Here is a 13,934-nt window from a genome sequence, read left to right on the forward strand (position 1 = left end):
AAAATGATAAGGAGAAAATTGATTAAGATGACCACGTTGCTGTTGAAGTAGCTCCTTTATTCAACCAGATTTTATATGTCGTAGTTGAGTTCTTACCACCGTTAGCTCTGTGGAATAAGCCTTTAGTAGCGTCAGCTGCGCCATACGTTACACCGTTGAAGTCGTAACCGTATTTACCATTAGCGTCAGTCGTGAAAGTAATATCAATGACCTTAGGGTTAGGCCAGATATAATCTCCACCAAGCATAGTTACAAGGTCAGAAGCGTTGGCAATCGTATCACTTGCTTTAACTCTGATTGTGTACTGCGTATTAGGCTCTAATGTAAAGAAGCCGTACTTACTTGTACCTGCCACAGCGTTAAATGTGATAGTATCTCCTGAGCCCGTCATGTTAAGAGGTTGAGCCTCGTTGTTACTGATTGTGTAAACAGAGTTCATAGCGTACTTACTGCCAGAGCCTCCAAGTTGCGGAATTGTCTTGTTAGTATAGTCGAAGGTTGCCGTTGGCCATAAGTTCGCTCCCGTACCACTTTGAGCAGTCTGAATAGTGACAGTCGTTCCTGCTGAAGTGTTACCTGCCGCGTCCTTAGCCTTAACTGTGATTGTCTGACCTGCTGTAAGGTTGCTAGCTACAATCGTATAAGCGCCTGAGCTGTTCGCAGTTGTCTGTCCTGTAAATCCACCAGTAAATAATACTGTACTGTTAGCCTCAGCAGTACCAGTGATAGTCGTACTGTTGTTGTATACAGGGTTGACTGTCGGAGCGTTAGGTGGGGTTGTATCAGATGGCGTAGTGCTACCTGTTCCGCTATTAGCAAGTAAATACTCCATCAATGGTGTTTGATAGTAAATATCTAAATTTTCGTCTGTACGCGTTTTAACTTTAGTAGCTTTAGAAGTGTTGGCAATCGTAAATTTACCAACCTGCGCCATTAGATTTTCAATAACTGATAATTGATCACCACTACCAAAATCTAACGTGATTGCTCCAGGCTTATCAGATTTGAAGATATTATCTTTCAATATACTGTTACGCATTAATAGTTGTGTAGTTTTACTTTCGTTTGCTGACCAACTAAATACGTTATTAATAAATGTAAATTGTCTCGTGTTCTTATACTGAATCAAACAGTCTAAGAAATTGTTACGCTCTAAATAAACACGGTGTAAACCGTATTGACCAGTTTTTGGATCATTATCAGTGTTTTCTGTATTAGTCCAGAAATCACATTTTTCAAACGTATTACCAATAAAATTAGTTGTTGCATTCGACGGTTCACCGTTTATAACTCCAGTCTGTTCGTTAACAAGCCCTGCACCAAATGGTATGATTTTCGCATAATTTCCATCAGTCATTAATCCCCTGAAATCATTATTAACAAATTCGCATACACGTAAAGAACTATTAATCATATAGTAATTTCCTTTACCTGCTGTTCCTGGTTTAAATACGTTTTGTTCAAATGAGATTAGTTTAGTTAATAGGGTTGAAGTGCAGGCAACACCACCACCAGCGTTATTATTAAATAAACATTGTCTAATTTTAGCGTGTCCGTTCCATTTGTCCGCGCGCCACTTACTTGCTGTATCGTTATCTCCTGCAATCTCACTGAAGTGTGGTTCAATGTCTAATCCCATTGCCGGACTATAAAAGATTTGCTTACCTTGTGAGTTCTTAATCGTACCGGCATTAGTGAATTCACTTCGAGTAATTTCAAAGTTAGTACCACCAATCATTGCGAACGATAATCGTCCACCACCTGAAAATACACATTCATCAAATGTGAAAAAGTCAGTATGTGTTGCTTTGAATGTTGCAAGATCCATTAATGATGAAATGTTTACACAGTCAACTGACGCGTTCAAGAATTTCGAACGTGTAATCTTAAAGAACTTACAGCCAGAAAATTCTATCATGTGTCCATGCGTCTCAGCTAAAGTTTTACCATTATATTTAACATTAGCATTTTCTTCTTGCGTGGCTCCTGCAGGAAAAGTAATTTTATGTGATTCACCATCTACGATAAGGCCATCAATCTCAAAGTTTTCAGCACCCACAAACTTAAATAAGTTCAGGTGACAGTTTTTAGAACGATAATAATTACCAACAATGTAATCAAATCCACGCTCAAAACCGTTAGTTGGCATAGATACGAATCTTACACCATTACCTATAATTTTGTTATTTGTGTTACCGTTCCAATAAATATCATCGGCGGAAGTACTTAGAGTATTTTGTTCAGCATCTACTTGTCTGTAACGTTGAGACCTAATCTCTTTGAACGATGGATCAACCACATATCTTTGACCGGTATGAGTGTTCCAATGGTTTGCCCACGCTTTAATACCGTCATAGTTGTCAAAAGAGGCGTTCTCTGGCAGAGAAGTATCTTTTAAGCCAAACTTTGCCACTACGTCAACATAGGATAACACGTTAACAGGAGTAGATGAGCCTGTGCCGGCTGGTCCTGTTTCCCCTGTATCTCCTTTTGGTCCTTTTAAACTAATCTGCTTTGTATAAGTGTTCGTTGCAGTTTTCTTATAGAGATCACCATTACCATCAATAACAAAATCTCCTACACGGTAAGAGACGCTACCACCATTTGTATCTGTCAAAGCAGTAGTCACAGTTGTGTTATAAATGCTATAACCTTGTGCCCCTGTACTACCTGTTGTTCCCGTTGCCCCTTTAATCGAGAATTGAAGCGTATAGGTATTAGCTGCAGTTTTTTTATACAGATTACCTAAATTATTAAGCACATAATCTCCAATTTGATAAGCTGAAGAGCCCCCAGATGCATCTGTTGGAGCAGTGGCTATATTAGCAGCGTAAATACCGTATCCTTGTAAGCCTTGAGTACCTTGTATACCAGTGTCACCTTTCGCACCGGTTGCTCCTTGCAAACCTTGCGGACCGGCTGGACCTGTTAAACCGGTATCTCCTTTTGGTCCTTGAGGACCTTGGGGACCGATTGGCCCCTGTTCTCCTTGTGCGCCTTTCATTGTTCCTTTATTCTCATATTTATTCGTTGAAGTACTCCATACATATAAGTCTGTACCAACAAAATAAGCGTCTCCGGCTACCCCTGTAGTAGGTAGCTGAGACACTTGAGTGAACGAATCTTTAATTTTTAAGCCTGCACCGGTAGGACCAATCGGACCTTGAATACCTTGTGGGCCAGTGTCACCTTTCGGTCCGGTCGCCCCGGTTTGTCCAATTGGCCCTTGAGGACCAGTAAGACCAATATCGCCTTTATCACCCTTCAAACCTTGGGGACCTTGCGCACCGGTATCACCTTTTAGACCCTGTAATCCCTGGTCACCTTTATCTCCTTTAGGACCTTTTAAAGCAAGCAACTGTTCAGATGTAAAATCGGCATAAGTAAAGGCTTTACCAGTTGCACCGGTAAGACCTGTATCACCCTTATCACCTTTTGGTCCTGTTGGACCCATTGGACCTGTAGGACCTTGTGGCCCTTCTTTTAAATTAACAAGTTTTGAATTTATTACACTTAAATCAGTGATTAACACCCCAAGTTCTCGCGCAACTTTTTGCCAGTTTCTATTTTCTCTTTGCTTGTTTTCTACATCTAAAGAGTTCAGTATTTCTTCAAATTCTAATGTCATTCAATCTACACCCCCGTTTGAGTTCCTGCAGTATGTCCCATATCTACAGTACCTTCATTCAATGTTATCTTGCTATACGTCACTATATTGTTATCAACTGCTTCATTCATGTAATTAAGATAATGCGATGGAATACTATCCATAGTTGCACCATTACCATATCCAAATTTACCGTATGCATTTGTTGTGAAAGTGAACTTTCTCCTAGTACCTTTTAGAGAGTCAGAGAGTAATCCAATTCCCCATGCATGTGTATGCAACCCTTGTGTTGAGTCTGTCCATGTGATGTTGTAGCTTAATGTATATGTGGTGTTAGGTTTCAAGCCTGATAATTCATAATACCTTTGACTACCTGCTCCACCGTTTACAATTAGATCATCACCAACAGTTTTTACATTTACGTATTGTTCAGGATTTCCGATAACAGTTAATATTTCTGTAATCTGTTTACGACCACCACTATTGATAGTTGTACTATAATCTTTATAAGATGAGCGCCATTGGTTCAATGCTGTCTGTTCTGTGATATTCAGTGTGTATTTAGTAATAGGAGATAAATCTTCATCTCCTGTGCCTTCAATCCAAAGGTGCACTACATCGCCATTAGAAGGCGTATAATTACTAATATTTCTTAAATTTAAAGTGTAAGGAACTGATAAAATACTGTTGAATCCACTTCCTACTTCATTACTACCTCGATAGACTTTATACATTAAATATCTTGAATCTCCAGTTAAAGATGATGGGATATTTGTAATCACCATATCCATCGTTTCCTTATTAAAAGATTGTACAATTGGTGCTGTATACATAAATCCTCTAACAGTTTTCGTTGTTACTGCAGATATATTTCCGGATGTATCAGTGGCAGTGAATGTAATATTCTGTCCACTTGTTAATATTTTTGAGTTAGTTACTGAAAATGCACCATTCAAACCACCTATTGTAGTAAGTTTTGTTCCATCAGGATAAGTTACTGTAATAGTAGCTCCTTCTTCTGAAATTCCTGTAAATTTACTTGCACCTAAATTAATCTCATCAACAGAAGGTGGTGCAGGTGGTGTAATGTCACGATAAACAGTAGTACCTGAACTTGAAGATTGAATTCGTTCAATGTCAGGTGATCCATAATAATATCTGAAATCAAATTCAACCGTGAATGATGTAGCGCCAATCAATTCAAATTTGTTATCTCCTTTATAAATATAAGGAAACACTCTATTTGTTTGATGTACTGCATTCATTCCGTTTACAGTAATAAATGGACCATCTAATAAAATAACGTCACCACTGTACATTGCTCGATTGATTTCAAATATACGTCCTGAATCATCTTTTAATTGAATCTTACTTGTACTTTGTCCAAGCGTTATCTTTATCTTGCGATACATTCGCTTGCTTGTTATTGCAACGTCTCCCGCATTAAAGATAGTGAATGGAGAAGTAGTATGTCTGTATTTCCATGTATAAGTCTTGTCATTACCGAAATTATCTACACCTTTAAAATAAAGGCCCATGCCATACGACCATTTACCGTCATAATTAATACCGTTATTATTAATATCCATTGTTGTCCACACAGATTCTGCATAAGGTAATGCTGCAGTTTCAAATGTGATTGATCCTTCTCCATTTAAAGCCACCTTTTCAATTGAACTGCTACCAGTCCTAATTACATAGAATCTTTTTCCACTTTCAAATTCCGGCGCTTCAAATTTCATATCACCTGTTGTTTCACCAGGCAATTCAGGAAGAATATTAGGAGCTTTTGCCCACTTTCCACGAATATAAAAAGGCTTAGTGTCAGACACTAAGCCATAAAGTTTATCTCTGAGTAAAGGAAAATCGAGATCATAATCACCTTCATATGATAATTTGACCTCGATTGATGTAAATGTATGTGATGAGTTCATCAAATAACGACCCATTAAGCCATTACTTGATTCAAAGTTATTTTCTTGCTCAGGGGTGCTAACAATGATGTCATCAATGATAAAGCCCTCACGCTCTAAAGCAATGACTGTATTACCCCTTGAGATTTCAAAACCGTGCATTAACTAGCACCTCCTAAGATTTTCTAAGTATACGCACACCCGAATTAATACCTTGTACTCGTTCAATATATGTTTTTACTGCAGGTAAATCTGTATCTGATTTAAGAACAATAGTAATGTTCTTATTATCTTCGTTAGACATATCTGTAATCATACTTTGTGTTACAGTACTGTTTAATCCTTTCAGATCAGATGCAGTTTTAATATCGGCAATATGAACATTCGGGTCAATATTCGACTCAATACCTGCACTGATTGCACTTGCTGCTTTAGCAGACAATTTCGCTGCGGTATTCAATCCATTAACAAGTCCTGCACCAACATACCTCATTAAATCAAGCATAACTCTTGATGGACTGTGAATTTTCAATCGTTTCTTTATAGTGCTTGAAATGACATCAGCAATTTTAACTGCAACGGATTTAAGATACTTTTCTTGTGCCTTTAATCCATTTACAATACCTTTTGCTGCATCTACACCTGCTTGATAAAAATGTTTAGCATTAGCATCTCCCATATTTGCAGATGCTTTGTTAATCTGAGATTGTAAGATATTTACTTGTTTGATCGCATCTTGTCCACCAACAAATAGACCTTTTGCAATTACAGAGCCTTGTTCAATACCCGCATCTAATATTTCTTTAAGGGTATCTTTATTTAATCCTCGTTTCTTCAACGATCCGATTAAAGCTTCATATTTTTTAATCTCATCAAGTCGTTTAGTCATCATTTTAACCATACCTTGTGATGTCTTACGACCCGTGTTCATAATTGATGCATAGCCACGTAAATCATTACGAATAGCATTTTTAAAATCCGTTTTCTTATCAAGTGCTGCTTGTAATTTATCTTGTGCTTTTTCTAATTGCTTAGCAATCGCCTCACGTTTCTTAGCGATACGCGTCATATAGATAAGCATTGGACGGACTTCTCTAATCAAGTTTCTATTTTTAGCTCGTTTCATATATTGACCGTGTGCTATTTTTCCTAACTTAACATATTGCGCCTTTAACTTGTTTAAGTTTGAAATTTTTGCAGCACGTGCCTTTATACTCATATTTTTAGCAAGTGACTTATTCGCTTCTGCAATTTTTTTGCTAAGTGATTTACGCTTATCAATAATTTCTTCAATCTTTTTCGTTGCTTCTTTCATATTTTCAGCCATCAAGCTATAAACAGAAGATGCACCTTCTTGAGCGTTACCATAATTAGCAGTTTTTAATTTAGCCAATCCTTTTGTTACTGGTCTGAGCATACGTTCTACTGCTGTCGCTACTCGTGGAATATCTTTCTCGATACCGATTGCGAAACCTTGAGCTAACCATTGACCAATCTGCTTAAGTACTTTAGATGGAGATCCGATTTTTAAGAATGATTTGACAGTAGCAACTGCTTCACTAGCCATGTTCTTAGCTGCTGCAACCGCTTCTCCTGCCATGTCTTTAATACCATTAATAAAACCTTTTACTAAATCCATCCCTGCGCTAGCCATATCACCAACAAAGCCTGAAATCGCTGAAATCATGTTAGAACATGCGTCAGTAATCGCATTTACTGCATTACTTCCACCTTCCATAACTCGATTTACGAAATCACTCATGGCGCGTGAAATGTTACTCACTAACTGACCAGCAAAGTCAACCACTGCTGAAATCATTTGAGAAAAACCATTTATAACAAATGATACTGCTTGAGACAGGAAGTTTGATATTGTCGATACAATATTTGACCAAGCAGAAGAAACTGCTGAGAAAATACTGCTCATGATTGAACTTGCAGTAGAAAGCATATTTGAGAATCCACTAGAAACAAATGAAACAATATTGCTGATTACACTCGTTACTGTAGATACAATAGAATTCCAAATACTTGAGATAACGCTAAATACAGAACTCATTATTGATGATACTGTTGAGACAACCATATTAAATCCTGATGAAACTACAGATACTACAGTTGAAATAACAGTGCTTATTATTGTAACGATGGTATTCCACACTGTTGTAACAATCATCACTATACCATTCCAGGCTGCACCAAACACAGACATGACCATTGAACCAAACGCAGTAATACCTGCAATGATTAACTGAATACCAGTGGTTACAGCTGTAGAAATTGCTGTCCATACAGTTTGTACAACGGTTACTAATCCGTTCCAAGCTCCTGCAAAAACCCCCATTAAAAAGGAGCCAAAAGCTGATAAAACACCCATAACAACTTGTAATTGTTGACCTATCCATGTGAATGCAGCGCCCAATCCACTCATGATCGCACTACCTAATGTCTGCATAACACCAACTAGTATCATTACACCATTTCTGAATGTTTCACATTTTGTCCATAATAAATACAATGCTGCACCTATGGCCACGATAGCTACAATAGCAATACCTATAGGACTAGACAATAAAGTAAAGGCCATACTAGCCATTTTTACTACATTGAAAACTTTAGATACAATACTAACAAATGTAGTAATACCACTAACCACGCTCATTACAATAGGGGCTATTTGAGCTACTGCACCTATAAATGCCGCTACCGCTCCAATCACCATAGTAATCTGTGGATGAGCAGTAGCAAATGAAGCTACCCATTGAGCAATACTCGATACCACACTCATAACTGCCGCACCTACAGGAGCCATAGCAGTAGCGAATGCAATAACAGCTGTAACAATATTACCGATTGTACTCATGATTGTTGGTCCATTTGTTTGGACATAGTCAATAAACTGTTTAAAGCCTTGAGATTGTCCGATAGTAGCAGACCATTGTGCAAATTTTGCACTCATTTGTGCTAATGATTGAAAAATAGTCTGTGAGTTAGTACCGAATGCTTTAAATAAATTAAAAATACCCGTAAACACATTACCGAAAATTTGACCAATCAACGGTAAATTAGTTTGAACATAACTAATGAATGTCTTAATTCCATTTGCAGTACTCACTGATGTTGCCCATGCTTGAAACTGTGCTGACATGTTCGCTAATCCTTGAGCCATCCATGAAAATAATGGCCCAAATTGCGTGATTAAAGCCATGAATCCTGCACCAAATTGACCAACTGCATTCATAACGTTATTAAATGCTTGTACACCGATCGTGTTGAACATCGCAAAGAAGTTATTCGCTATACTAGACGTTTGAAAAAATGAAAGCATCTTAGCACTTAATGTACTCATTGAGTTTGCTACCCCTGTAATGAATGGAGTAAGCCCACTTAGAGCAGTTTTAGCAATATTGATACCATTTGTCATTGTAGTAAATATTGCTCCTGAATTAGCTTGAACTAAACTCTGCCATTGTGTTTTTAATGATGCTAATGCTGTTTGAAATGCTCTCGTCTGTGCCGTAGCTTGAATTGTTCCGTCCTGCAACATTTTATAAGCAGTCATTGCCATTGCACCAAATGCCATTGCTCCTGCACCTGCTATACCAAATGCACCTACTAAACCAATAGCACCACCACCGACAACAGCTAATGCATTACCAATAGCCATTACAGCAGGTACGATAGAAGCTAGTACAGGTATTGCTGCAGGTGCTAAGGCTAGAAATGCAGACGGTAATAAACCAATCTTACTTCTTAACGTTTCAACACCCTTGCCGGCATTTGCCATTGCTGTTCTGATTAAATTCATTTTAGATATCGCTGAAGTATCCACGTCACCTCGTACACGGAATTTATTAGGAATAGACTTTAACATCAATCTGAATTTACTGATTTGAGCAGTAGCTGCAGCAGTATTCGCTTCAACATCAACAGTTACATTATCTTGTAATTTGTTAGCTGCTGCTTGTGCTCTATTGATGTTTGCTATGAATTTATTAACATTGGCAGTAATATTAGCAACAAAGTTTTTATTCATCCTCTTCCTCCTTCTCTTCCTCTTCTTGAGCATTTGGTAAGTTTTTATACCAAATTGACATATCAATAGATTGCTTCTGATGCAGTGCTTTCTGATAAGCTTTATCTTTCTTAACCTCTTCTTCAGTTTTGCCGACTTTTGCCTCTTGCAAATCTAAAGACCTAGTATAAGAAGTAAGTTTTTTACCGTTATTTGCATTAGCAAATAGATAAGCCTCTTCAACTGCAAATCTTTTCTTGTCAATCATTCGGTATTCATGACCTTCTAACATGTTGTTCCATTCGTTAGGTGTAAGATCATACAGTTGCGTTAAATCAATCATGTCGAAATAACGCACTGCATCTCTTTCAATGGTGGATATATCTATACTGTTGCTTCTTGATTGATTTCTAGGATTTCGTTCTTCATATCCACCATCATTGTCATCTGTTCCATCGACTCTTCCATAATCTCGTCTTTCTCCTGTTGAGTTTCCACTTTCTTCATTTCCTTCTTCGCTTCGATACGCGCGCCCTTCTGCATCATGTCCCAAGATTGAGCTACTTTGTCTTTGAAAAAACCTGAATACTCAAGCACTTCAAGTGCACCTTTGAATAATGGTTTCATACCTTTAACATCTGCAACCTCTTGCAATTTATCCATGATTTCATCTTCAGTAGGTGCTTTGTCACGAAGGTAAGCAGTCGCACATACCCAAAATTCAACTAGTTTAGATTCATCCATCATGATTAAACCAGTGTATAAATTACTGAAGAATGTATCAGTTGCACTATTACTATCCTTAGAACCGAATTTCTCTTTAGCAATCTTTGAGAACCAAAACGTTCCTCGTGCCGCAATATCTTTTCCGTAATCTACAACTTTTTCTTCTTTTACTGTTTCACCTAACTCATTTACACTCTCCACTAATTCAACTTTCTTACCAAAATTTAATACTTTAATTGATTCTGTCATTTTAATTTCCTCTTTTCGTTTTATAGTTTTATTTTTGTTTTTATCTTGGCCAAAATAAAAAAAGAGGGGCATTTAAGCCCCTATAGAATTAAGCACCCGCATTTTCATCAGGTGTCTTAGTACGTGTTTCAAGTTCACCTTTATATTCACCTGGTAATTCAGGTGTAATAGTGATTGATGCACTTGATGGATTAAGGATAGAATCCGGTAGCTTAGGAATTTGCATAGGTACAGTTTCCAACTTAACCTTTAACGTTGATTCAATTGTTGCTGATTCGTCATCAAAACCATCTTCAATTTCTTCAACTACTCCGTAACCGAAATCAACATCATGTTTATTAGTAACAGGGTCATAAGCTCTGTAACCTTTCCAAAACTTGATTTGTTTCTTTTTACGGAATGCACCTAATAATTGAAGTTGTGCAGGGTCGTCTTTGATTCTATCTAATGTAAAATCAATTTCTTCTGAACTCACTCCATATGAGTGATCCATTTTACCGCCAATCGGTTTCTCCCTTACTTCATTTGAATACTTGTGTGCGCCCTCTTGTAATCCTGCGAATACTAACCCTTGGTCACCTAACGCATTATCAACAGGTTGCATAAGAATAAACATATCTGATGCTGCCATCTATAAACCACTCCTTATTTTAAATATCTGACTTTATGCCAGACTTCATATTTGATTCGTAATATTCCGTGCTGTGTAACTAAATCGACATCTGCAATTGTTTCTTGTAAATCAAGCCTTGCATGTTGAATCACATAGTGTTCCATTTGCATACGCTGAATCTGCTGCATATAAAAACGAAGCCAACGCATGAACTGACGTGTTTCATCAACAGTTAGTTCTGGATTAGCTTCGTTCTTGTGATATATATGAGCGGTTACTGCTATAACTTCTTTGTTTGTGTTGCTCGTCTGATACTCAATGACGTTTGTCTCACCAATAATGATGTATGTGTCTCCTTGAATATCAACTTGTGCTTTATCGTAAATGTTTCCATTTAACTCAATCATCAAATGAGATTGATAAAGATGTTCCATGATCGCTTTAATCAATGGCTGTTCTGCACTTAACCAATCTGCCATATCATCACCCCTTTAACTGAAATAATCTCTAAATACCTTTTCACCTGCATCAAGTGCGGGCATCCAAAAAGGTTGCGGTGGACTACCATAAGTAGTAACCCATTCACCATCAGGAGATTGATATACCCACGGTATCTTTTTAGCTTTACTGCCTTGAGTAGCATATATTCCCGTCCCAAACTCAACGTAAATTGCGTACTCTGCACCAACTGACACAACACCTTTAAGACCACCATTAGATATTTTAAAATCAATGGATTGCCTTAAAAATCCGGTATCAGTAGCAGCTAAAGATAATGCAGTGTTATAAATCTCCATAATAGTTTTAGCAACGCCTTTTTTTGCCCAATCTTCAACATCTTTACCGAAATAATCTAACGCAATTACTAAATCTTTCATAGTTCTCTCAAAGGTAATCGCATGACACCACTTCTTTGACCCTGATGTTCAGGTTTACCAACCACTTCATAGCGTTGATCATCAAATAAAATGATGTCTGTTTTTTTGATTTGTGCGCTACCTTTCGGATAAAACATGACGTTAGTTAGTTCAATATTACGTTCATGGTAAAGAGTTTGTTCTCTTGATGATGGTGTATCCATAGAGACTGTTAAAGGAATCAGTTCAGTATTTGTAACTGTTTTTGGTGGATAAGTAGATGTATCTCGTACAGTCGTCTTACGCTCAATGAGAATGTCGTGAATATAAAATTCTTCAAACACGTTACCACCTCATTTTCATGTATGGACTTAAGTAATTCGTGATACTTTTCGGAATGTCTGAATAAGAATAAGAGACACTACCCATAGACTTAGACGTAAATAATTCTTCTCCATGCAGATTGATTGAATAGGCAATAAATTTCTTCACGCCCATCGGCTCATATCCATCTATGAATTGATCATTACATTCATCTTGTGCAATGCCTCTATATACTTCAATCAACATCTGTAACTTAGTATCATCAACTACTTTACTATCAGGCCATTGATTGATTGTTCTAACCTCTAAAGGGTTCATACAATCACCTACTTACTTAATAAGCTGATTAATTCATCACGTTTTAATGCTGAATAACCTTCTAATTTTCGTTCTTTCGCAAGTGCTTTTAATTCAGTAACTGAATATTCATCAAAATTAATTTTGTTGCTTGTTTCAGTCTCAACTGTTTCTGCATCTTCATTAATTTTAATAAGTGGTTGCTTACGTCTGTTCTTTTCACTTGCTAATTCATTCATGCGTGCGTCAGTTACTTCATAACTTACTTCAGGATGAGGAAAAACATCGCCCATGTTGTACGGACGACTATTATCCTTTAAATCTTCCCAATATGTTAGAGTAGTACCAGTTTTATCTGTCTTAGCCATAAGCTAATTCACTCCTTTGAATAATAGATTAAGCACCTGCTGAAGCAAGAGGCACCTTAACAACTCCATCTAAACGTTCTGGGAACATTAATACACCAGAAACTAATAATGTTTGTTGTGTTAATGTTTCGTTGTGTAAGAAATGTTTCATTCCAATAAATCCAGTGTTATCTGAAGTTAAGCCGAATTGTTGACCTAAGTCAGATGTTCCAGCCGGAATGTAAGCAATAACTAAATTATCTGCAGCAGTTCCATAAACATTTCCACGCTCAACTTGAGTAGACGTAAATACAATTGTTCCAGTTAGATCTGTGTAATAGTTTAAACCGAAAGTAGTTTCTAATGTCATTTGTTTATCAGCAACTGCTTGTGCAACGTCCATAGGGTGCGCAAAAACAATCGGACGAACAGTGTCATCTTCAAAAATAGTTTGTAAAGTACCCCATACTGTAGCAAGTGCACCTTGTAAACCATTACCTGTGTTTAAATTCGTTTGAGCTTCACCAGACTGTACTAAAGTAAATAAATCTTTACGTACATTGTTTTGTACTTCTTTAATCAACGCAGTATCAGTAATATCTACTGCAGCATCTGCGCCATAAGTTTGAATTGCTTCTCCACTAGTCGCTTTACGATATTTTTTTAAAGTGATTTTTTTAGTTGATGCAACAACTGGTGTAACGTAAGAAAGTGGAATTAAATCACCTTCAGGAACATCTCCATTTGCTAAAGTAACCTCAGGTTTACCGAACAATTCAATTGTCATACCACTTGCTACAGGCATTAAACGAGTAATACCTAAAGCTTTTTGGAAATCAATTAAATCTTGTTCAAAACGATAAGCAAAGTCTACTGACTTTTCTTTAAAGTTATCTAATGTTGGAACTGTTTGTAAATTTGGTTCCGGAAATGTTTGTGTTGCAAAGTGTTGAATGTTTAATTTTAATGCTAAATTTGTTTTCATA

The 13,934-nt window shown here is 37.1% G+C and carries 12 protein-coding genes; all 12 read right to left on the reverse strand.

Features of this window, described 5'->3' with window-relative positions; translation table 11 throughout:
* Positions 1 to 22: 22 nt before the first annotated feature.
* Complete coding sequence (locus BFS35_RS14155; RefSeq protein WP_147329919.1) at positions 23 to 3,628, reverse strand: Ig-like domain-containing protein; 3,606 nt, start codon at positions 3,626 to 3,628, stop codon at positions 23 to 25.
* Between the two features lie 5 nt (positions 3,629 to 3,633).
* Entirely contained in the window at positions 3,634 to 5,682 is a 2,049-nt protein-coding gene (locus BFS35_RS10995) for an Ig-like domain-containing protein (protein WP_099577010.1), read from the reverse strand.
* Between the two features lie 13 nt (positions 5,683 to 5,695).
* Positions 5,696 to 9,556 carry a hypothetical protein gene (locus tag BFS35_RS11000; protein ID WP_099577008.1) on the reverse strand — a complete coding sequence of 1,287 codons (3,861 nt, stop codon included), beginning with the start codon at positions 9,554 to 9,556 and terminating at the stop codon, positions 5,696 to 5,698.
* On the reverse strand, positions 9,549 to 9,893 hold the full coding sequence (locus BFS35_RS11005) for a hypothetical protein (RefSeq protein ID WP_099577007.1): 345 nt from the start codon (positions 9,891 to 9,893) through the stop codon (positions 9,549 to 9,551). The genes BFS35_RS11000 and BFS35_RS11005 overlap by 8 nt, the downstream gene beginning before the upstream one ends.
* A gap of 26 nt (positions 9,894 to 9,919) precedes the next feature.
* On the reverse strand, positions 9,920 to 10,510 hold the full coding sequence (locus BFS35_RS11010; RefSeq protein WP_158554311.1) for a tail assembly chaperone: 591 nt from the start codon (positions 10,508 to 10,510) through the stop codon (positions 9,920 to 9,922).
* Positions 10,511 to 10,598: 88 nt separating this feature from the next.
* A complete protein-coding gene (locus BFS35_RS11015) occupies positions 10,599 to 11,141 on the reverse strand; it encodes a phage tail protein (protein ID WP_099577003.1) in 543 nt (180 codons plus the stop codon).
* Positions 11,142 to 11,155: 14 nt separating this feature from the next.
* Positions 11,156 to 11,602 (reverse strand): hypothetical protein, encoded by a 447-nt coding sequence (locus BFS35_RS11020; RefSeq protein ID WP_099577001.1) that lies wholly within the window; start codon positions 11,600 to 11,602, stop codon positions 11,156 to 11,158.
* A gap of 12 nt (positions 11,603 to 11,614) precedes the next feature.
* Positions 11,615 to 12,001, reverse strand: a complete 387-nt coding sequence (locus tag BFS35_RS11025) for an HK97-gp10 family putative phage morphogenesis protein (RefSeq protein WP_099576999.1) — start codon at positions 11,999 to 12,001, stop codon at positions 11,615 to 11,617.
* Positions 11,998 to 12,324: a hypothetical protein gene (locus BFS35_RS11030; protein ID WP_099576997.1), complete on the reverse strand. Its 327-nt coding sequence runs from the start codon at positions 12,322 to 12,324 to the stop codon at positions 11,998 to 12,000. Before BFS35_RS11030 ends, BFS35_RS11025 begins: the two co-directional genes overlap by 4 nt.
* A 1-nt stretch (position 12,325) precedes the next feature.
* Positions 12,326 to 12,622, reverse strand: a complete 297-nt coding sequence (locus BFS35_RS11035; protein ID WP_099576995.1) for a head-tail connector protein — start codon at positions 12,620 to 12,622, stop codon at positions 12,326 to 12,328.
* Between the two features lie 8 nt (positions 12,623 to 12,630).
* A complete protein-coding gene (locus BFS35_RS11040; RefSeq protein WP_099576993.1) occupies positions 12,631 to 12,969 on the reverse strand; it encodes a Rho termination factor N-terminal domain-containing protein in 339 nt (112 codons plus the stop codon).
* A gap of 28 nt (positions 12,970 to 12,997) precedes the next feature.
* Positions 12,998 to 13,933, reverse strand: coding sequence for a phage capsid protein (locus BFS35_RS11045; protein WP_099576991.1), 936 nt, complete (start codon positions 13,931 to 13,933; stop codon positions 12,998 to 13,000).
* Position 13,934: the final 1 nt, after the last annotated feature.

The organism is Macrococcoides goetzii (assembly GCF_002742385.2).
Classification (GTDB): domain Bacteria; phylum Bacillota; class Bacilli; order Staphylococcales; family Staphylococcaceae; genus Macrococcoides; species Macrococcoides goetzii.